We start from the raw sequence: 21,195 nt of genomic DNA, 5'->3' as shown, positions 1-21,195 counted from the left end.
ATGTCTCTTTATTATTTACTGACGTTCTACATGTCGTTTTAAATATCTTCCTGTATAAGATGCGCTTGATTCCATAATTTGTTCCGGGGTACCAATGGCGATAATCTTACCGCCATTGTCACCACCTTCCGGTCCTAAATCAATAATATGATCTGCTGTTTTAATTACATCTAAATTATGTTCGATAATCAGGACAGTATCACCATTTTCTACAAGCTTCTCTAATACTTTAAGTAATCTCGCAATATCATCGACATGAAGACCTGTTGTCGGCTCATCCAGAATATATAAAGTCTTACCGTTACTTCTACGATGTAACTCACTGGCTAATTTAACACGTTGTGCTTCTCCACCCGATAATGTAGTAGCAGGTTGTCCCAACTTCACATAACCTAAACCAACATCTACTATCGTTTTTAGTTTACGTTTAATTTTAGGAATATTTTCGAAGAAGTGATATGCATCTTCTACTGTCATATCTAATATATCAGCAATATTTTTATCTTTATAGGTTACTTCTAATGTTTCGCGGTTATAGCGTTTTCCGCCACACACTTCACACGGTACATATACATCTGGCAAGAAGTGCATTTCTATCTTGATGATACCATCACCTCGACAAGCTTCACATCTGCCGCCCTTAACATTAAAGCTAAAACGGCCTTTTTGATAGCCGCGTAACTTCGCTTCATTCGTTTGACTGAATACATCGCGTATATCATCAAATAGTCCTGTATATGTGGCTGGATTTGATCGTGGTGTACGTCCGATAGGTGATTGATCAATATCAATAATTTTATCAATATGCTCAATACCTGTCACTGCGTCATGGGGACCAGGTTTTGCTTTTGTTTTATATAATTTTTGAGCAAGTGCTTTATACAACACATCATTAACTAAGCTACTTTTACCTGAACCTGATACACCAGTGACTAAGGTCATCATACCTAATGGAATATTGACAGATACACCCTTTAAGTTATTACTTGTCGCATTTTCGATGGTTATAAAACGTCCATCTGGTTTACGACGCGTTTCAGGCATTTCTATTTGTTTTTTACCACTTAAATATTGCCCTGTTAATGACTTTTTATTTTTCATGACTTGATTCGGTGTACCTTGCGCTACAATTTCACCACCATGTACACCCGCGCCTGGTCCGATATCAATTAAATGGTCTGCAGCAAGCATCGTATCTTCATCATGCTCTACAACAATCAATGTATTTCCCATATCTCGCATAGACTTCAATGTATCAATTAGCTTATCGTTATCTCGTTGATGTAACCCGATGGATGGTTCATCCAATACGTACATTACACCTGTTAAACGAGAACCAATTTGAGTTGCTAATCTGATACGTTGAGCTTCTCCACCTGAAAGCGTTCCAGCGGCACGGTTTAATGTTAAATATTCAAGACCAACATTGTTTAAGAAACTCAAGCGTTCAGTAATTTCCTTTAATATAAGTTTAGAGATTTGCTGCTCTTTCTCAGTTAATTCAATCGAATCATAATATTTCAATGCTTCACCGATTGAAAATTCTACAACTTGTCCAATGTGTTGGTCTTTTATCTTCACACTCATCGCTTCATTTGAGAGTCGATAGCCATGGCACGTATGACAAGCTTCATCCACCATATATTTACGCATTTGTTCGCGTGTATATTCAGAAGGACTTTCCTTATAACGACGTTCGATATTATTTAATACACCTTCATACTGCATTACACGTTTACGCGTAACTCCATTATCCTGTTTAAATGTAAAAGATATTTCGTCATTATGACCATATAAAATAATATGCTGTTCTTCTTCTGTTAACTTTTCGAAAGGTTTTTTCATACTGATATTAAAATGTTTACAAGCTTGCTTTAGCAAAGTTGGATAGTAGTTAGAACTAATCGGTTCCCATGGCAGAATCGCTCCTTTATCAAGTGTGAGCGATTTATCCGGAATAACAAGGTCGACATCAACCGATAATTTAGTGCCTAATCCATCGCAATCAGGACAAGCACCAAACGGCGAATTAAATGAGAACATTCTCGGTTCTAGTTTCTCAATTGAAAAACCACAAATCGGACATGCATGATGTTCAGAAAACTTTACCTGCTCACCACCAATAACATCTACCACGACATTCCCTTCAGCAAGTTTTAAAGCATTCTCTAAAGAGTCTGCAAGTCTTGCTTCGATACCTGGCTTTACAACAAGACGATCGACTACTACATCAATATCGTGATTTTGATTTTTATTTAAATCAATTTCGTCGGTAACATCATATACTTCGCCATCAACCTGTATACGTGCATAACCTTTTTTAGAAATTTCTTCTATCAACTTCTTATGTGTCCCTTTTCGCCCACGAATAACTGGTGCGAAAATCTGAATCTTTGTACGCTCTTCCATCGCCATAACTTTATCTACCATCTGTTGAATCGTTTGTGATTCAATCGCAATACCGTGAATCGGACAATAAGGTATACCGATACGTGCATATAACAATCTCAGATAATCATAAATTTCAGTAACTGTCGCAACTGTACTTCGTGGATTCTTGCTCGTCGTTTTCTGATCAATTGATATCGCAGGCGATAACCCTTCTATTACATCGACATCAGGTTTATCCATTTGGCCTAAGAACATTCTGGCATAAGCACTTAGTGATTCTACATATCTTCTTTGACCTTCAGCATAAATAGTATCGAAAGCTAAACTTGATTTACCCGATCCTGAAAGTCCAGTCATAACGACCAGTTTATCACGCGGTATTTCTATATCTATATTCTTTAAATTATGTGCTCTCGCACCTTTAACTACGATTGATTTATTTTTCATATTGTCACCCTTCAGCTTTAAGCTCAAATAAAATGTCTCTCAGCTCAGTAGCACGTTCAAAATCAAGTGCTTTTGCTGCTTCTTTCATTTCATACTCAACTTTTTCAATCATTGCATTACGCTCTTTTACCGTTAATTTTTTCTTTTGCTTATCTTTAGTCGGTAAATCTTCTGCAACATCTGGTGTTGCACTAATTATATCGCGTACTTTTTTATTAATGGTCATCGGTGTGATGCCATGTTCTGTATTATAACGCTCCTGAATTTCACGACGACGATTGGTTTCATCAATCGCTATCTTCATTGAATCAGTCATTTTATCTGCGTACATGATAACTTTCCCTTGATCGTTACGTGCAGCACGACCGATTATCTGAATTAAAGAACGATGACTGCGTAAGAAACCTTCTTTATCCGCATCAAGAATTGCAACGAGAGATACTTCAGGAATATCTAATCCTTCTCTTAATAAGTTGATTCCGACAAGTACATCGAAAACACCTAATCTTAGATCACGAATGATTTCTATACGTTCTAAAGTTTTTATTTCAGAATGAAGATAGTTAACTTTAATTCCTGCTTCCTTTAAATAGGTCGTTAGATCTTCACTCATCTTCTTCGTTAATGTCGTAATGAGTACACGTTCATTTTTTTCAATACGTTGTCTAATTTCTTCCATTAAGTCATCAATTTGATGTTCAGATTTACGTACTTCAACAATTGGATCAAGTAATCCAGTTGGTCGAATAATCTGTTCTACCATTTCATCTGTATGTTCAATTTCATAAGGCCCTGGTGTTGCAGAAACATAGACAAACTGATGTCCTTTTGCTTCAAATTCTTCAAATTTAAGCGGTCGGTTATCAAGCGCACTCGGCAATCTGAATCCGTGATCTACCAACACATTTTTACGTGCCTGGTCACCATTATACATACCCCTAACCTGTGGCAATGTAACGTGACTTTCATCCATCATGATTAACCAGTCATCACCGAAATAATCAAGTAAAGTATAAGGTGTTGCACCTAGTGGACGTAATGTCAAATGCACAGAATAATTCTCAATGCCTGAACAGAATCCCATCTCACGCATCATTTCTAAATCATAGTTCGTACGTTGCTCTAGACGTTGTGCTTCAAGTAATTTACCTTCTTCTCTAAATTTTTTCAGCTGTTCTTCCAATTCTTTCTCGATACGTTCAATTGCAATCTGCATTTTTTCTTCACGTGTAACGAAGTGACTGGCTGGGAATAATGTGAAATGCTCACGTTCCTTAAGTACTTCTCCTGTTAAGTAGTTAATTTCACGAATTCGTTCAATTTCATCTCCAAAGAATTCAACACGTACACATTGCTCGTCACGAGAAGCCGGAAAAATTTCGACGACATCTCCACGCACACGGAATGTACCACGTTTAAAATCGATGTCATTTCGTGCATACTGAATATCAATTAATTTACGTAATAATTGATTGCGTTCAACCTCCATCCCTACACGCATACTTACAACCATATCTTTATATTCTTCAGGGTTTCCTAATCCATAGATACAGCTTACTGAAGCGATGATGATCACATCATCACGTTCAAATAAAGCACTCGTTGCCGAATGTCGTAATTTATCGATCTCATCGTTAATCGATGCATCTTTCTCGATAAAAGTATCTGTAGAAGGCACATACGCTTCAGGTTGATAATAATCATAATAACTCACGAAATATTCAACACGATTATCAGGGAAAAACTCTTTAAACTCACTATATAATTGACCTGCTAAAGTCTTATTGTGGGCCATAATTAACGTAGGTTTACCAACTTCTTTAATAACATTACTCATTGTAAACGTCTTACCTGTACCTGTTGCACCAAGTAAAGTCTGATGACGCTTACCTTCTTTAATACCTTCTACGATTTTTTTAATCGCTTCTGGCTGGTCGCCAGCAGGCTTATAATCTGATTTAATAACAAACGGATGATGTTCCATATGCGCCCTCCTTTTCGATAATATTTTACCAAAAAAAAAATAAAAAATACAAACATTTGTTCGGACGAGATATTACACTAACTTTATCATATAAAAAGAAAACAGCTCAGAACATAAAATGTTTGAACTGTTAGTCATTTCCTTTATCTAATTTATAAAAGTCCACAATTAAATAACCAATAATTAGACTCATCGTATCTAAAAATACGATCATCTGTGAATGAAAAAATCCTTTATAGACTGATACACCGATTACTATAGTAGATAGTATCATGCCCGTGTATTTATTTCTGACAATCATACTAAATATAACGACCATAAGCGCTGGTAATAATGATGCTAACCAATACCATATCGTCATAGATCTGACTCTTTTACTTCTAATATTGATACCGTTAATTCCTTTAATTCTGAACGTGGAATAAATTTTTCCTGTAACATTTCAGGAAGTATATTTTCAAGGAAATCCTGTACACAATGTAAGTGGTCAAATTGTATAATTGTGCGTAAGCTCTTTTCATATATTTCAAAGAATAGCGGTTCTGGATTTCTTTTCTGGATCTCTCCAAAAGACTCGTATAGTAAATCAATTTTATCAGCCACTGAAAGGATTTGACCTTCTATCGTTTCATCTTTTCCTTCTTTTAATCGTTCATGATAAATCGCTCGATAGCTTTCCGGAAATTCAGAGTCTATAAAACGTGCAATCATCTGTTCTTCCACATCACTGAATAATTGCTTAAGCTCTTTAGAAGCATATTTAACAGGTGTTTTTATATCACCTGTAAAAATTTCAGGATAATCGTGGTTGAGTGCTTTTTCATAGACATTTTTCCAGTTAATCTCAGTGCCATGATATTCTTCAACTGTAGCAAGATACTGCGCAATTTTTGTAACTTTAAAAGAGTGACTTGCTACATTATGCTCCTGATATTTGAACTTACCTGGACAGCGTATCAGCTTTTCTAAGTCAGATAAACTTTTAAAATATTGATGTACACCCACTACAATCACTCCTCTTTATTTTAAATCTGCTATTATTTTTTCTAACTTATTTCTATTGAGTTCACCAATATAAGTTTTTAAAACCTTACCATTTTTATCAACAAAAATTGTTGTAGGAATATTGTTAATCTTATATTGTTTCATTTGTGCTTCATCTAAAACTAACATCGGGTATTTCGCTTTATACTGCTGTATAAACGCAGTTCGCTTTTTCTCTTTGTCCTGCACATTCATACCGATTAATCCTACATGATTAGGTTTCTCGTTATCAAAAGCAACAAGTTCAGGCATCTCTTCATTACATGGGCCACACCATGATGCCCAGAAATTAATGATATTGATATCATGTTTTAATTGTTCTTTCAATTTAAATTGATTTGATTCTAAATCATTTACCGTTACATTACTAATATTTTGATTGTTGATAGGATGTTCATGGGTTGTTACCTGCTTTGCATCATCTGAAGCTGTATTAAATTGTGTCGCTTGATAAATACTATATCCCACTAAACTTAAAAATATAAAAAGAAGTATTGCCGTGATTAAATGCTTCATCTTTCCACCTCAATAGTTATTATGTCTATCATAACGTAATTAGAAATAAGTTTAAACCTAAGTCAACTTAAAAACAAAAAAGAAGATGAACCATTTAATGTTCATCTTCTGTATAATTTTAATAAATATATTGATAGTTTCCTTTTTGATATTTAGAAATCACACGATAAGTCTTAACACCTTGACGAGGATAATTCATTTCTGATACTAAAATTGATCCATTACTATATGTTCTTTCCACTACTGCAACATGACCATAATATCCACTTTGAGAAACAAGTACAGCACCTTTAATTGGTGATCTTCTAACTTTATATCCTGCATAACGTGCTTTATATGCCCAGTTTGCCGCATTGCCCCAATACTTACCAACCGGTCTTCCTAATTGTGCACGACGTTGGTATGCATAATATGCGCAACTTCCCCAGTAATAAGGATTTGAATATCCATAAGAACCAGCCTCAGCTGTTTTAACTTGTGATTGTGGCATAACTTCAGTAAACTCGGCAGTAGTCAATAACATCATAGTAGTAATAAATGATAAAACGATTTTTTTCATGATTTCTTTTTCCTCCGAATAATATATTTATGTATAAATAATGAATTATTTATCAACAGAAATTATATTACCATAAAGAAAGTATTAAGAATTCAATGTTACGGATATGTAATACAAGTGTCATGACACACGTAATTTTTTGCATCAATATTACAAAAGTATGTTCAGTTTGTAATACTATAGTAGATTTATGCTCTAAATATTACTTCTCTCATTAAGATTTCAAATTTTCAAATTATTATATATATATATTTATATTTTATTAATTTATAGCATCTAAAATCGGAAAAACTAAAAAATAAAAACGCATGACATAATAGACACGCGCTTCTATTAAACACCATATTAATAACGATAATATCCTGTAATCGTTCCACTAATGTAATTTACTGCTCGCTGGCCCACTCCAGCTTTTGGATTCAATGCATCAACCATCTGGCCATTGCCAATGTAAACTCCGACATGACTGCCATTATTAAAAAATACAAGGTCTCCCGGCTGTGGCTGTAGAACTCTTGTACCGACTGCCATCTGTTCATAAGTTGTTCGTGGAATTGATTTACCTAAAGCTTTTAAGACTTGTTGCGCAAATGCTGAACAATCTACAGCATTATTACTGTTGGCACCATAAACATATGATTTACCTTCAGCAATGCGATGGGCTATTCGTGCAACATCGCCTTCAATCATATTGAATGGTTTTTTTTGAGTCGACTTATCTACTAGTGTATTTAATTGAGTATTTTCTTCTGATATTGCATTCGATGACTCATTTAATGACTGACTATTTTGAGTATAATATTCTGCATCAATATTTTGGGCATCCGATTCAGATGAATAGTTTTCATCTACTGTGACTTGAATATCATTACTATCCATTTCTTCATTAATATCAGTTTCTTCGTTGTTTATAGATTCTTTTAATTCTTTTTGATCAATTTCATCAAGTATTCTTGCCGAATCCGGTGAAAGCGCCGGCGTTACATGATGGTTTTTACGTTTTTTTTCTTTATATTTACGATAAGCATCTTCAGAAACAATTAGTTTTTTACCTATTGTCAACTCATTTGAAGATAATCTGTTCCAGAATCTAACTTCAAATGGTGTAATCTTAAATTTCTTCGCGATACTCTGTACTGTATCATCTTTTGTCACTTTATAATAATCTGATGAAATCTTTATTTTTTGTCCTGGCGTAAGCTGTGTTTCATTCAAATTGTTTAAAAGCTTTAATTCATAGACACTTGTACCATTTTCTTTTGCAATCGTATAAAGTGTATCACCTTGCTTCACATGATAATTACTTGCTTGTGCCTGTGAAGCAACTGTAATGATTGTTGTTAAGCCAACAATCGATAAAACTAATCTTTTCATATTGTACAAATGCCTCCTGTAAGCCCATGTGTTTACTTAAAAATAATATAGCATATGTTCATCTAATTTCAGGCATTTGTTACGTACTTGTAATATTATCTTTAAGTATTCTATAAAATTTTATTATTTTTGTTTTGCTAAATACTTCGCTATATTTTCTGCATCTTTACCTTCAACTAAATTCTTTGGCATAGAGCCTTTACCATTCTTTATAATTTCTAAAATTTCCTGTTCAGAATATTTTCCTCCGACCTTTGTTAAGTTTGGTCCGCTTCCACCTTCTAAGTCTTTACCATGACATCCAATACATGAACTATTGGCAAATGCTTCTCTGCCTGGATCATTTGAAGTTGTTTTGTCCGTTGTTTTTTCTTCTTCACCATTTCCACATGCCCCGAGTACTAATGCTGAAAGTGCAAGTCCTGTAAATAATTTTTTCATGATAATACCCCCATATTTTATATTACTTTAATTATACCCAAAAAAGAGATAGTGACAAATGATTGTCTCTATCTCTTTTATCGTTAATACTTTTATTAAACATTTGGAATGCTTATAATTGGCTTTTTAAATAAGCATCAATAAATAAATCAAGATCGCCATCCATCACTGCTCCTGTATTTCCAGTTTCCGCATTTGTTCTGTGATCTTTCACCATTGAATAAGGATGGAATACATAAGAACGAATTTGTGATCCCCAGCCGATTTCTTTTTGTTCACCACGAATTGCCGCAAGCTCAGCTTCTTGTTCTTCAATCTTACGCTGATATAATTTCGCCTTTAACATTTTCATAGCCTGATCTCTGTTCTTAATTTGAGAGCGTTCATTCTGGCAAGTAACAACAATTCCTGTTGGAGTATGGGTGATTCGGACAGCAGAGTCTGTCGTATTGATGTGCTGTCCACCTGCACCACTAGCACGATACGTATCGACTTTAATATCTTCTGTCCTAACCTCAATTTCAATATTCTCATTATTTAGTTCTGGTGTTACATCGCATGATACAAATGATGTATGACGTCTTCCAGAAGAATCAAATGGAGAGATACGCACTAATCGATGAACACCTTTTTCAGCTTTTAAATAACCATAAGCATTATGGCCTTTAATTAAGATTGTGACACTCTTTATTCCAGCTTCATCCCCCGGTAAATAATCAAGTGTTTCAACTTTAAATCCACGTTTATCTGCAAATCGCTGATACATACGTAAGAGCATTTCTCCCCAGTCTTGTGACTCTGTTCCACCAGCACCTGGATGTAACTCTAAAATCGCATTATTTGCATCAAACTCACCATTCAGTAACATTTTAAGTTCAAATTCATTTGTATCTTCGGTTAAACTTTGAAGTTGTTGAATCAGCTCTGCTTCACTTTCTTTATCTGATTCTTCCTTCAACATTTCTATTAATACTTCAATGTTTTCATACTTTTCTACTAATGCATTAAAGCCATTTACAACTTCTTTTAAAGCATTATTTTTATTGATAATCTCTTGGGCTTTATCCCCATCATTCCAGAAATCCGGATCAGCCATCATCTCTTCATATTCTTGAATGTTTGTCTCTTTTTCTTCTAAGTCAAAGAGACCCCCTAAAGCTATCTATTTTCTCTTTAATCTCATTTAAAGCATTGTTAATTTCAAATTGTTCCATTCAGACTACTCTCTTCCGTGACAGTTTTTATACTTTTTACCGCTACCACATGGACATGGATCGTTTCGACCAATGTCTGGCTCAGTTTTTGTTTTCGGTTGTTTCTTCACTTTTTCTTTTCCGTCATTTGCAACCATTGCTTGTCCTACTGCAACTTGTTCACGTTCAACATGTTCATCTTTTTCGACGATAGATTTTAATACATATTTACTCACATCGTCTTCAATATTTTCAAGCATTGCATCAAACATCGTTAAGCCTTCATTTTGATATTCACGTAACGGGTTAATTTGTCCATAACTTCTTAAATGGATACCTGTACGTAACTGATCCATTGTATCGATATGATCCGTCCATTTCATATCAATTGTGCGAAGCAGAATCATACGTTCAAATTCTAAGAATTGTTCGCCCAATTCATCTTGTTGATGTAATAATTGTTTCTCAACAGCTTTCATAACAATTTCATATATTTCATCATTATCTCGTCGATTAATATCTTCAACATTCAGTGCACCTTCAGTAAGGTACATATCTTCAACATAATTGATAAACGTTTCATAGTCATGCGTATCTTCTTCACCAGCAAAATGGAAGTCAACTGCGCGTCGTACAGATTGCTCAATCATGCCATGAACCATTGCTGAACAATCTTCAGTTTCTAGGATTTCGTTACGTTCTTCATAAATAATTTCACGTTGTTTACGTAAAACATCGTCATATTCTAATACACGTTTACGGCTATCGTAGTTGTTACCTTCAACACGTTTTTGTGCGGATTCAACTGCGCGTGAAACCATTTTTGATTCAATCGGTGCTTCATCATTCATACCTAGCTTTGTCATCATTGACTGCATACGTTCTGAACCGAAACGCACCATCAGTTCATCCTGAAGTGAAAGGTAGAATCTTGAGAAACCTGGATCACCTTGACGTCCAGAACGACCACGTAACTGATCATCGATACGACGTGATTCATGACGTTCAGTACCAATAACAGCTAATCCACCTAATTCTTTAACACCTTCACCTAATTTAATATCCGTACCACGACCAGCCATATTGGTAGCAATCGTTACAGCACCTTTTTCACCGGCATATTGAACGATTTCTGCTTCTCGTTCATGGTTTTTAGCATTTAATACATTATGTCGAATACCGCGTTTCTTAAGTAAATCAGAAATATATTCACTCGTCTCAACTGCAACAGTACCAAGTAGCACTGGTTGTCCTTGTTTATGACGTTCAATGACTTCATCGACTACAGCATGGAATTTACCTTTTTCAGAAGCAAAGATTAAGTCAGCTGCATCGACACGGGCAATCGGATTATTCGTCGGGATTTGTGTAACTGCCATATTATAGATATTCATTAATTCTTCTTCTTCTGTTTTTGCTGTACCTGTCATACCAGACAATTTATTATACATACGGAAGAAGTTCTGGAATGTAATTGAAGCCATTGTTTTTGATTCATTTTGAATTTCAACGGCTTCTTTCGCCTCAATTGCCTGATGTACCCCATCTGAGAAACGACGACCAGGCATCGTACGGCCAGTAAACTGATCGACGATAACAATCTCGCCATCCTGTACAACATAATCTACATCTTTCAGCATTGAACGATTTGCTTTTAAAGCGATATTAATATGATGCATTAAGTTAACGTTCTTAACATCATAAAGGTTATCTACTTTAAACATTTTCTCAGCTTTATCTATACCCTGCTCAGTAAGCTGAATCCCTTTAGTCTTCTCATCATAGTTATAATCTTCTTCATCACGTAACATCTTGACAAAGACATTCGCCTGAATATAAAGACTCGTTGATTTTTCAGCCTGACCTGAAATAATTAATGGCGTACGTGCTTCATCAATTAAGATTGAGTCAACCTCATCAATGATAGCGAAGTTTAAAGGACGCATAACACGTTCTTCCTTATACGTAACCATGTTGTCACGTAAGTAATCGAATCCTAATTCATTGTTCGTACTATACGTAATATCTGCATTATATGCAGCACGTTTTTCTTCAGTAGATAAATGGTTTAAGTTAACACCTACTGATAGGCCTAAGAAATTATATAACTGAGACATTTCTTCTGCTTGTGTGCTAGATAAGTATTCGTTGACAGTTACAACGTGAACGCCTCGGCCTGTTAATGCGTTTAAATAAACCGGCATTGTAGCAGTTAACGTTTTACCTTCCCCAGTTCTCATTTCCGCAATATCTCCACGATGTATCGCAGTACCACCCATAATTTGAACTTTAAATGGACGCATACCTAACACACGCGTTGAAGCCTCACGGACAATCGCATATGCTTCAGGTAGAATATCATCTAAATATTTTTCTTGTTTTCTATAATCTTCAATCTCTTTTAAATCAGCTTGAAATTTCGCTGTTCTATTTTTAAGGTCTTCATCGGATAATGAAGCAATTTCTTCTGCAAATGTTTCTACTTTATCAGCAATTTTAGATAACGTTTTAAGTTCTCTTTTATTGCCATCTAACATCTTTTTAATGAATCCCATTGTGTTCTCTCCTTTTAATACGTATACATACGTCTTCAACTAATAATAATAGCACTTATCGTGATTTTATAAAAATATTTCGTATATTTTATCTGTTAAAATAAACCATAAAAATTAAATATAAATAAATGATATATATTTATAGCGAGAAAAAAACTGAAGCGAAAAATCGCTTCAGTTTGATATATACTTTAATTCAATTATTGGTTAACGCTTGTTTCAATAAGGCCATATTTACCATCTTTACGTTTGTAGACGATATTTGTATCGTTTGTTTCAGCATCATTAAAGATGTAGAAATCATGTCCTAAAAGATTCATTTGTAAAACCGCCTCTTCAGCATCCATCGGTTTTAAGTCAAACTGTTTAGAACGGATGATTTCAATTTCATCCTCTTTTTCAGCTGGTACTTCTTCAACTTCCGGTAAACTTGGGAAAACTTCTTTTTCAATACCTTTTTCACGGAATTTACGATTTACTTTTGTTTTGTGTTTACGTACTTGACGCTCTAATTTTTCAACAATTAAGTCAACTGCTGCATATAAATCATCGTGACGTTCTTCGGCACGTAATGTAACATTTTTAAGAGGAATTGTTACCTCTACTTTAGATTTTCCATCTTGATAAGTTTTAATCTTTACGTGTGCATTCGTATCCGGCACGTTTGTAAAGTATCTTTCAAGTTTGCTTAATTTCTCTTCGATGTAATTTCTGATCGCTTCTGTTACTGAGATGTTATCTCCATGGATTTCATATCTAATCATAATGAATCGCTCCTTTGAAACTATTCTTGTTGTTTCTTCCTACTTATATTTTACCAAATATTCAGGCTCTTGCAAACGCTAACACTTTGATTTCACAATGTTTATAGGATAAAAATACACTACGCGCACGGCTGATCGTCAAACCTGTCGTATAAATATCATCAACTAATAAGATGCGTGAATTATCTTTAATAGGATGATTTAATCGAAAAGGATTTTCTTGACGCATTCGTTCAGTTTTACTAAGATTCATTTGTTTCTCACGAAATTCTGTCTCAATTATCTGATGATATGGCACTTTAACATATTTCATAATTTCTGTTATATGATTGAACCCTCTCACCTTTAGACGTTCTGCTGATATAGGCAATGGGATAATATAATCAAACTGTCTGAAATAGCGCCGATTAAATTTGGCATTTATACATGATGCAAATGCTTGTGCAAGTAGAATATCGCCATTCGATTTATACTGATGTATTAGATTAGCTGCCATTTCATGATAATCGCACACATAGTCGACTTTATTCACAAATCCGAAATGTTTCTCAATAAACATACAGTCCAGACAGTTAGTTTCTCCTTCTTCAAGTTTTTTCTTGCAATTTGGACAACGTCTACACTCCGTTGTCATAAGCATTTTATCAATACAACTTTGACAGACAACATCAAGCTTTGAAAATAGATTGTCAATGGTTAAGGGATTGGCTATTCTCTCATGACAAATAATACATTGATTATGATACATGAGCACCCCTTATATTCATCTGTCGTATGTCTCTAACTGCTGCTAACATTGATAAACTAATGCCATCATGAAAGAAGATGACTTCTCCATTACTTTCATCACCTTTTCGATCTACCCTACCTGCAATTTGAATTAAACTGTCACTTCGAAATAGATGACTATTCATAACCCAGACACTTAATCCATGCATCGTAAACCCTCGTTCCAGTATCGTCGTCGTAAAAACAAATTGATAGCTTGCATTTCTAATCGCTTCAATTTTCTCGTGACGTTCATCATCACCTGAATATACACATACAGTCTTTGTTTGTATATTTTTATTTAAAGAACGAAAAGTCTGTTCCATTAATCGTATATCATGGAAGAAGATTAAAATGATTTTATCTCCTTTGATATTTCTTAACATATCATCAAGTTTCTTCTTTACTGATCCATGACTTAAATATTTAAACTGTGGGACAGGTAATGGTCTTTTGTGATGTCTCAACGGTAAATAAACAATATTTCCATTACAAGCGCGAATAATATTTTTTGGTGGTGTCGCTGACAAGTACACAAAAATACCTTTTGGCGTCAATGCTCTTTCTAATAATTTCATCAATCTAGGATCGTGTTGTGCTGGAAAGGCATCAATTTCATCAACAATAATCAAATCGAAGTGTGATTTAAAATACATCAACTGATGAATCGTACTGATAATAAGGTACGGCTGTGTTATTTCAGAATGACCCGCATATAACGTACTGATTTGCTCTGTCTTCAAATAAATATTAAGTCGTAACGATAATTCTTTTACAACATCTGTACGTGGAGAAACAACAGCAACGTTTCCTCCTTCTCCTCTAACTTTCACGATACCTTCAAGGATCATCTCCGTTTTACCTGCACCGGTTACTGCATATAATAAACAAGATTGCTGAAGTGTTATTTGTTCTTTAATAAATTGAGAGGCATTACGTTGCTGTTCAGTAAGCTTAAATGGTAGATCAATCTTTATCTGTTCACTATTTTGTGGTGTTTCGTAATAGTGAATAAATAGCCTGGAATTTATACTTTGTGTGATACAGTTTCTGCAGTAATATATTATTTCTTTAAAGCCATGGTGATAATAGTGATAGAATAGTTTTTTATCTTCATTCAAACAAAAATTACACTTTATTTTTCTTTCTATTTCGATTGCCGAAATCTCTGACTTCTGTTCTGAAACTAATATTCTCATCATTTCCTCCATAAAAAAAAAGCACACAAATAAATGTGTGCCGGTAATATAAAATATAAGACGATTAATGTTATAAAATATCAAACTTTTTATTCGTAAATCCAAGACCTATCGACTTTTCTCCAAGGTGCGTTCCGATAACAGGTCCGAAATAACTTTTAATAAATTTAACATGTGGAAATTCTGCTTTTAAATCAGCGAGTATTGCATCCGCTTCTTCTTCAGCATTGGCGTGAATTAATACAGCCGTTACATGTTCGTAATCTTTAATTTCCTGTGCAAACAAATCTTTAATCTGCTTAAGTGCTTTCTTCTTTGTACGCACTTTATCAAATGGTACAATTTTAGTATCTTCAAAATGAAGTATCGGCTTAACTTGTAGCATACTGCCTATTAATGCCTGAGCTCCAGTGAGTCGTCCACCTTTATGCAGATTTTTTAAATCATCTACAATAAAATAAGCATTTGTATGTTGCTTCATCTCTTCTAAATCAGCAATAATCGCTTCAGGACTAAGTTTATCTTTCAGTTCTGATGCACGTTGAACATAAAAGCCCATTGCCATCGCTGCAATTTCTGAATCAAACGCATGAAGATTAATACCATCAACCATCGATCCAGCTGTTATGGCATTTTGATAAGTACCACTGATACCACTAGATAGATGTATTGCAATACAATCGGTAAAACCTTCTGCTTTCAATTCCTCTAAAAGAGCGACATACGAACCTGTTGTCGGTTGACTTGTCGTTGGCAATTCTTTTTCAGTACGCATTCTTTCATAGAAAGTTTGCGCATCATACTTTTCTTCTAAATATATTTCATCCTTAAAGATAACATTCAGTGAAATGATACGAATATCCTCTGACTTCAGGATTGATTCAGGAATATATGCAGTTGAATCTGTAATAATAGCTGTTTTCATAAAATACCTCCGTCCCAATACATCCCAATATATATTTTATACCGTTTATTACTAAAAATAAAGTAATACAAATAGTATAATAATATTTTGATGACTCTGTTAAAATGATATTACAAATAATTAATCAGTTATGAGGGATAAGATGCAAAATTATATCACGATAAAAAAAGAAATTGAAAATGAAGAGATTATTAATAAATCTCGTTTTATCACCTATCTATTTAAGATAGAAAATGAAGATGAAGCAAAAGAAAAAATTGCTGAAATTAAGAAAAAACATAAGGATGCTAATCATAATTGTTCAGCATATACTATCGGTGACCAGCATCAGATTCAAAAAGCAAGTGATGATGGGGAACCAAGTGGTACAGCAGGAGTCCCTATGCTTGAAGCATTAAAGAAGAATGATGTGCATAATACACTTGCTATTGTCACACGCTATTTTGGTGGCGTTAAATTAGGTACAGGAGGACTTATTCGTGCTTATCAGGGTGGCGTCGTTGAAGGGATTAAGGTCGCTGAAAAAGTTATTATAAAAAATGCATTAAAATATCATGTGATATTGAATTATGAGAACACCGGTAAATTTGAGCATCTGATAGCAAGTGAACCTTTCGTTATTCTCGATACAATGTATACCGATAAAGTTACGTACGTTGTCCAGATCACAGCTGAGAATAAAGAGCAGTTTGAGCAGTTTATTATTGAGACAACACAGGATTCAGCCCAATACTCAATTGAAGAAGAAATGATGTTGCCCTTTGACCTGTAAAAAAAAGCAAGGAGAACAATATAGGTTGTTCCTCTTGCTTGTTTAATTTATGTAATAAACATTATTTTAATAAACGACGTATCGTCTTTAACATCGGTTTATGATCATCGTCTATTAAACCAGTAAATTCTACAATTAATTCAATCGTTATAATAATAAGTGTCACAATTAAGATTGCTCCAATTCGTGTAGAAAGATAAAGAATTATTGATGCGATGCTAAACAAAATCGCAATTGAATAAATTAAAATGACCGTTTGGGCATGTGTATAGCCTAAGCCGAGTAATTTATGATGTAAATGAGATTTATCTGCCTGCATAATGGGTTTACCTTGACGATACCTTCTAATCATCGCAAAACTCATATCAATAAATGGAACCGCTAATATAATAATTGGAAAGAACAGTGAGATTAAAGTGATGTTCTTAAACCCAAGTAAACTTAATACACCTATTATGAATCCTAGCATTAAAGCGCCATTGTCACCTAGAAAAATCTTTGCTGGATAAAAATTATATCGTAAAAATCCTATTAATGAACCTATTAATACACTGCATATCATCATAATAAAAATATTTTGTTGTAGTATCGCAATAAAACCTATCGTTCCTAAAGCAATCATCGATACGCCCGCAGCAAGTCCGTCTAATCCATCGACTAAATTGATTGCATTTGTAACAGCTACAATCCAGAGAATCGTCATCGGTATACTTAAATATCCGAATTCTATAACGACACCAAAAGGTAACGTTATGAGATCCAGCGTGATACCATGCATCACAACAATTAATGCCACACCTATTTGACCAATTAATTTAACAATTGCTGATAAATCAAACAAATCATCAATGATGCCAAGGATATTAATTAATACTGCACCAATAATAATCGGTTTAATTTCAGGTTCAACAGGATGTCCTATCCAGATTCCAATAAGAAAAGAAATTAGAATGACTACGCCACCCAATACTGAAACTGGCTTTGTATGTACTTTACGAAAATTAGGCTTATCCAGTGCACCAACAACATGTGAAAATTTGATAATAACCGGTGTTAGAATAAACGAAATTATAATTGTTATCATTATTAATTTTAATGTAAACATAAGCCACCTCAAGCTCTTCATTCTTTTTTACTATAGCACATTATACGTATGTCGCCTATCAAATTATATGTAATAAATATGAAACAATATATTTTTAAGTTGAACATTTGTTTGACGAATGCTTAAATTTGTTACATAATAATACGGTTAAAAGAAAGTATCTTCAATTTAATGAAGGAGTTTTATTATGAGTTCTCGCGCACGAGTTAGAACACAAAGAAAACTATTTTTTATACTTGCCTCACTATTTATGGTTTGTATATTTATATTTGCATTACTTTTTATATATGTTTTTTTTCAGCTGAAACATACAACGGATACTTTACAAGATCCAAAATATTCACGTACAACATCTGAACTTCGCAACGCTAATATTGACTTAAATTCTGGTCAGCCTATTTCAATTGCTTTATTTGGTCTTGACTCGGATGCCGGTAGAGCTTTTCGTCAGGAAGGCAAGCGATCAGATACAATGATACTAGCAACGGTTAATCCATCTAAACAGCTTACGACAATTATAAGTATACCAAGAGATACGAAAGCAGATATTGTCGGGCATGGTACTAAAGAAAAAATAAATCACGCTTATGCTTATGGTGGCCCTAAAATGGCGATAGATTCAATTGAAAAATACTTCAATATGCCAATTGATTATTATGCAACTGTCGATATGGATGATTTTGTATTTATCATCGATAATATCGGAGGGATAGATGTAACAAGTCCACATACCTTCAAATTTGCTGAGTATGACTTTAAGGCCGGCAAGCAATATCACCTAAATGGAAAAGATGCATTAGCTTTTGCACGTAGCCGAAAAGAAGCGGGTGCAATGGGAGACGAAGGTCGTCAAGTACGTCAACAGGTTATTGTAAAAGCTGTGACTGATAAACTACTCAGCATAGAGTCCGTACCCAAATTCAATCAAATATTAAAGACGATTTCTGCTAGTGTTACAACAAATATAGCCTTTCAGGACATCAATAAATTAAGAAGACATTATCCCCCTGCTATCGGTACAATTAAGAAGTTGCAATTAAACGGCGAAAATAAAATTGATTCAGATGGTCTATGGTACTTCATCCCTAACGAAGCTTCTAAAGAAGATGTCAAACAGCAGATGAAAGATAATCTCGGGATTTAATCTTCAAAAATGTGTAAAGCAATGATCACACTGCTTTACTATTTTTTTGACAAAAAGGAGTAAAGATATGAATAAAACAGTGCTTATTGATATTTTATATACAGTAATAGGTTCAATCATCGTTGGTATTAGCTATAATTTATTTTTACTACCTGGTCAGATTGCAGCTGGTGGTATTTCGGGTCTGAGTACCATTTTAAATAAAATGATAGGATCCGATCCTGCAATGATTCAATTTCTATTTAATATCCCTATATTCATTATCGGTTGGTTTACATTAGGAAAATCATTCAGTTTAAAAACTGTTATCGCAACATTTATTGTACCACTCACAATATTTTTAACATCTAGCCTCGTCGAAAAAGGAACAACTGATGCATTATTAGCATCACTTTATGGTGGCATTGTGCTAGGTATTGGTCTAGGGCTCGTTTATCGTGGTAATGGTTCCACTGGTGGTACTGCTACGCTTGCTCAAATCGTAAAAAAATATACTGGTTTATCAAGTGGGTTCTGTCAATTAATCGTAGATGCATTTGTAGTAATTCTTAGTGCATTCGTATTTAATTTTGAACTTGCATTATATGCACTAATCTCAATATATGTTACAAGTAAAGTCATTGATATCGTACAATTACATGCTGGAGATAATAAACTTGTATTTATCATTACAACTAAAGAACAGGAAATCATTAAACTCATACATGAGCATGTTGAACGTGGTGTTACAAGCGTTAATGCATTCGGTGGATATAATCGAGAAGGAAAAAGTTTATTATTTTCTGTGATGGAACAAAAAGAAGCGATTTATTTCAAGCAGATTATTACACGCGAAGAACCCGATTCATTTGTCATCTTCATCAATACATCTGAAATAATTGGCAGAGGCTTTTCTAAGGCAAAAATTTATCGTAGTAAGTAAGGAGGAATTTTATGATTGAAGCAATTATCTTTAATGCTGCTGTCACTGTTAGTGGAATCTATTTATTTCATAGATTTCAATTTTTTGAAGAGAAAGAAATCGTTTTTTCAAAAAATTATATTACATTACTGATGACACTTATTTCATTTTTACTAATGACTTATCCCATTACATATCATACGATAGCGTTTCATCTGGCTTTTATTCCACTTTTATTTCTTGGCCGCTATACTAATTTTTTCTATACAATATTTAGTGCCATTATCTTAGTCCTTGCAGAAATTTATATTTTTAATGAATCGCCAGTCGAAACATTCGATCTATTGATTATTGCAACACTTGCTAGTATGATTGGTCCCTTTATTAAACAAAGTGATTTTAATGCAATTCAGTGGTTAACTTTGATGAGTATTCTTATCACAGGTTTATACAATTTTTATAACCATACCTTTAATGGTTTAGAAATAATTCTGCTCGCTATTTCCAGCTTTATTTTATCTTTAACGTCAAGTATGATGTTCGTAGATATATGGCGCATATACAAAGTGATACAACGCTATGAAAAAGAAGATGAAATCGATCATCTAACTGGCCTAGGAAATGTTCGTGAGTTTGATCGTTATCTCAATATCGTGAGTAAAAATGCATCGGAAACGAAACATTCATTATCTTTACTATTAATAGATATTGATGATTTTAAAGAGGTCAATGATCGTTTTGGACATGATGCAGGAGATGCTGTACTAAAACAAATGGCACAAGTTGTAAAAAATTATGTGCCGACAGATTCCAAAACATTCAGAAATGCCGGTGAAGAATTTAGTGTCATCTTTACGAATCACTCACTTGATGATACTGTAAAAATAGCTGAAAGTATTCGACTCGGCGTAATGAACGCAACATTTCATCTCCCAAACAAAGAAGTGATTAACTTATCTGTAACAATTGGTATAGGTTATATTACGAATGAAGAGGTCAAGACGCACCGTAAAATATTTAAAGAAGCAGATGAAATGTTACATGCTGCAAAGCATCAAGGACAAAATACTGTAATGTTTAATCCCATCATAAAATAACAGGAAGTATACTTTC

19 protein-coding genes are annotated in these 21,195 nt (G+C 34.1%); 4 read left to right on the top strand and 15 right to left on the bottom strand.

The window, feature by feature from the left end; all coding sequences use genetic code 11:
- Nucleotides 1-15 precede the first annotated feature (15 nt).
- From uvrA to fakB1, 14 genes are all read right to left on the bottom strand, one after another.
- Nucleotides 16-2,838, bottom strand: a complete 2,823-nt coding sequence (gene uvrA / locus KFV12_RS03940) for an excinuclease ABC subunit UvrA (RefSeq protein WP_111714300.1) — start codon at nt 2,836-2,838, stop codon at nt 16-18.
- A 4-nt stretch (nt 2,839-2,842) separates the two neighbouring features.
- The gene (gene uvrB, locus KFV12_RS03935) at nt 2,843-4,822 is read right to left on the bottom strand and encodes an excinuclease ABC subunit UvrB (RefSeq protein WP_254257356.1); all 1,980 of its coding nucleotides are present in this window, start codon (nt 4,820-4,822) and stop codon (nt 2,843-2,845) included.
- Between the two features lie 130 nt (nt 4,823-4,952).
- Nucleotides 4,953-5,183: a CsbA family protein gene (locus KFV12_RS03930; RefSeq protein WP_099580343.1), complete on the bottom strand. Its 231-nt coding sequence runs from the start codon at nt 5,181-5,183 to the stop codon at nt 4,953-4,955.
- A complete protein-coding gene (locus tag KFV12_RS03925) occupies nt 5,180-5,827 on the bottom strand; it encodes a YfbR-like 5'-deoxynucleotidase (protein WP_096077093.1) in 648 nt (215 codons plus the stop codon). The genes KFV12_RS03930 and KFV12_RS03925 overlap by 4 nt, the downstream gene beginning before the upstream one ends.
- A 15-nt stretch (nt 5,828-5,842) precedes the next feature.
- Complete coding sequence (locus KFV12_RS03920) at nt 5,843-6,382, bottom strand: TlpA family protein disulfide reductase (RefSeq protein ID WP_096077094.1); 540 nt, start codon at nt 6,380-6,382, stop codon at nt 5,843-5,845.
- Nucleotides 6,383-6,500: 118 nt separating this feature from the next.
- Nucleotides 6,501-6,941, bottom strand: coding sequence for a CHAP domain-containing protein (locus tag KFV12_RS03915; RefSeq protein ID WP_254257355.1), 441 nt, complete (start codon nt 6,939-6,941; stop codon nt 6,501-6,503).
- A gap of 345 nt (nt 6,942-7,286) precedes the next feature.
- Nucleotides 7,287-8,315, bottom strand: coding sequence for a C40 family peptidase (locus KFV12_RS03910; protein WP_254257354.1), 1,029 nt, complete (start codon nt 8,313-8,315; stop codon nt 7,287-7,289).
- 123 nt (nt 8,316-8,438) lie between these two features.
- Nucleotides 8,439-8,756, bottom strand: coding sequence for a cytochrome c551 (gene cccB, locus KFV12_RS03905; protein ID WP_096077097.1), 318 nt, complete (start codon nt 8,754-8,756; stop codon nt 8,439-8,441).
- Between the two features lie 112 nt (nt 8,757-8,868).
- A protein-coding gene (gene prfB / locus KFV12_RS03900) for a peptide chain release factor 2 (RefSeq protein WP_239242334.1) occupies nt 8,869-9,970 on the bottom strand; the annotation gives its coding sequence in 2 pieces (ribosomal slippage) (nt 8,869-9,906 and nt 9,908-9,970; 1,101 coding nt in all).
- Between the two features lie 5 nt (nt 9,971-9,975).
- Nucleotides 9,976-12,504 (bottom strand): preprotein translocase subunit SecA, encoded by a 2,529-nt coding sequence (gene secA / locus KFV12_RS03895; protein ID WP_254257353.1) that lies wholly within the window; start codon nt 12,502-12,504, stop codon nt 9,976-9,978.
- A 200-nt stretch (nt 12,505-12,704) separates the two neighbouring features.
- The gene (gene hpf, locus KFV12_RS03890; protein ID WP_111714294.1) at nt 12,705-13,268 is read right to left on the bottom strand and encodes a ribosome hibernation-promoting factor, HPF/YfiA family; all 564 of its coding nucleotides are present in this window, start codon (nt 13,266-13,268) and stop codon (nt 12,705-12,707) included.
- A 61-nt stretch (nt 13,269-13,329) separates the two neighbouring features.
- Nucleotides 13,330-14,016, bottom strand: a complete 687-nt coding sequence (locus KFV12_RS03885) for a phosphoribosyltransferase family protein (protein WP_254257352.1) — start codon at nt 14,014-14,016, stop codon at nt 13,330-13,332.
- Nucleotides 14,006-15,235 carry a DEAD/DEAH box helicase gene (locus KFV12_RS03880; RefSeq protein WP_254257351.1) on the bottom strand — a complete coding sequence of 410 codons (1,230 nt, stop codon included), beginning with the start codon at nt 15,233-15,235 and terminating at the stop codon, nt 14,006-14,008. Before KFV12_RS03880 ends, KFV12_RS03885 begins: the two co-directional genes overlap by 11 nt.
- A gap of 70 nt (nt 15,236-15,305) precedes the next feature.
- Nucleotides 15,306-16,160, bottom strand: a complete 855-nt coding sequence (fakB1, locus tag KFV12_RS03875; RefSeq protein ID WP_254257350.1) for a fatty acid kinase binding subunit FakB1 — start codon at nt 16,158-16,160, stop codon at nt 15,306-15,308.
- A gap of 142 nt (nt 16,161-16,302) precedes the next feature.
- Here fakB1 and KFV12_RS03870 point away from each other — a divergent pair, with 142 nt between their 5' ends.
- Nucleotides 16,303-16,932 carry a YigZ family protein gene (locus KFV12_RS03870; protein WP_254257349.1) on the top strand — a complete coding sequence of 210 codons (630 nt, stop codon included), beginning with the start codon at nt 16,303-16,305 and terminating at the stop codon, nt 16,930-16,932.
- A gap of 61 nt (nt 16,933-16,993) precedes the next feature.
- On the opposite strand, the gene KFV12_RS03865 is transcribed toward KFV12_RS03870, so the two are convergent.
- Nucleotides 16,994-18,037 (bottom strand): glycosyltransferase family 4 protein, encoded by a 1,044-nt coding sequence (locus tag KFV12_RS03865; RefSeq protein ID WP_239242339.1) that lies wholly within the window; start codon nt 18,035-18,037, stop codon nt 16,994-16,996.
- Between the two features lie 187 nt (nt 18,038-18,224).
- Here KFV12_RS03865 and KFV12_RS03860 point away from each other — a divergent pair, with 187 nt between their 5' ends.
- The 3 genes from KFV12_RS03860 to gdpS all read left to right on the top strand — a co-directional run bounded on the left by KFV12_RS03860 (nt 18,225) and on the right by gdpS (nt 21,179).
- On the top strand, nt 18,225-19,181 hold the full coding sequence (locus KFV12_RS03860) for an LCP family protein (protein WP_254257348.1): 957 nt from the start codon (nt 18,225-18,227) through the stop codon (nt 19,179-19,181).
- A 67-nt stretch (nt 19,182-19,248) separates the two neighbouring features.
- On the top strand, nt 19,249-20,103 hold the full coding sequence (locus KFV12_RS03855) for a YitT family protein (protein ID WP_111714287.1): 855 nt from the start codon (nt 19,249-19,251) through the stop codon (nt 20,101-20,103).
- An 11-nt stretch (nt 20,104-20,114) separates the two neighbouring features.
- A complete protein-coding gene (gene gdpS, locus KFV12_RS03850) occupies nt 20,115-21,179 on the top strand; it encodes a GGDEF domain-containing protein GdpS (protein ID WP_254257347.1) in 1,065 nt (354 codons plus the stop codon).
- Nucleotides 21,180-21,195 lie beyond the last annotated feature (16 nt).

The organism is Macrococcus epidermidis (assembly GCF_024205965.1).
Lineage (GTDB): Bacteria > Bacillota > Bacilli > Staphylococcales > Staphylococcaceae > Macrococcoides > Macrococcoides epidermidis.
The sequence above is the reverse complement of the archived record's forward strand: the minus strand, read 5'-3'. Positions and strand labels throughout refer to the sequence as shown.

What these genes read in the sequence shown, in the direction of transcription:
- uvrA (WP_111714300.1), bottom strand. Translation starts at nt 2,838, where the DNA reads ATGAAAAATAAATCAATCGTAGTTAAAGGTGCGAGAGCACATAATTTA.
- uvrB (WP_254257356.1), bottom strand. Translation starts at nt 4,822, where the DNA reads ATGGAACATCATCCGTTTGTTATTAAATCAGATTATAAGCCTGCTGGC.
- KFV12_RS03930 (WP_099580343.1), bottom strand. Translation starts at nt 5,183, where the DNA reads ATGACGATATGGTATTGGTTAGCATCATTATTACCAGCGCTTATGGTC.
- KFV12_RS03920 (WP_096077094.1), bottom strand. Translation starts at nt 6,382, where the DNA reads ATGAAGCATTTAATCACGGCAATACTTCTTTTTATATTTTTAAGTTTA.
- KFV12_RS03915 (WP_254257355.1), bottom strand. Translation starts at nt 6,941, where the DNA reads ATGAAAAAAATCGTTTTATCATTTATTACTACTATGATGTTATTGACT.
- KFV12_RS03910 (WP_254257354.1), bottom strand. Translation starts at nt 8,315, where the DNA reads ATGAAAAGATTAGTTTTATCGATTGTTGGCTTAACAACAATCATTACA.
- cccB (WP_096077097.1), bottom strand. Translation starts at nt 8,756, where the DNA reads ATGAAAAAATTATTTACAGGACTTGCACTTTCAGCATTAGTACTCGGG.
- secA (WP_254257353.1), bottom strand. Translation starts at nt 12,504, where the DNA reads ATGGGATTCATTAAAAAGATGTTAGATGGCAATAAAAGAGAACTTAAA.
- hpf (WP_111714294.1), bottom strand. Translation starts at nt 13,268, where the DNA reads ATGATTAGATATGAAATCCATGGAGATAACATCTCAGTAACAGAAGCG.
- KFV12_RS03885 (WP_254257352.1), bottom strand. Translation starts at nt 14,016, where the DNA reads ATGTATCATAATCAATGTATTATTTGTCATGAGAGAATAGCCAATCCC.
- KFV12_RS03880 (WP_254257351.1), bottom strand. Translation starts at nt 15,235, where the DNA reads ATGAGAATATTAGTTTCAGAACAGAAGTCAGAGATTTCGGCAATCGAA.
- fakB1 (WP_254257350.1), bottom strand. Translation starts at nt 16,160, where the DNA reads ATGAAAACAGCTATTATTACAGATTCAACTGCATATATTCCTGAATCA.
- KFV12_RS03870 (WP_254257349.1), top strand. Translation starts at nt 16,303, where the DNA reads ATGCAAAATTATATCACGATAAAAAAAGAAATTGAAAATGAAGAGATT.
- KFV12_RS03865 (WP_239242339.1), bottom strand. Translation starts at nt 18,037, where the DNA reads ATGTTTACATTAAAATTAATAATGATAACAATTATAATTTCGTTTATT.
- KFV12_RS03860 (WP_254257348.1), top strand. Translation starts at nt 18,225, where the DNA reads ATGAGTTCTCGCGCACGAGTTAGAACACAAAGAAAACTATTTTTTATA.
- KFV12_RS03855 (WP_111714287.1), top strand. Translation starts at nt 19,249, where the DNA reads ATGAATAAAACAGTGCTTATTGATATTTTATATACAGTAATAGGTTCA.
- gdpS (WP_254257347.1), top strand. Translation starts at nt 20,115, where the DNA reads ATGATTGAAGCAATTATCTTTAATGCTGCTGTCACTGTTAGTGGAATC.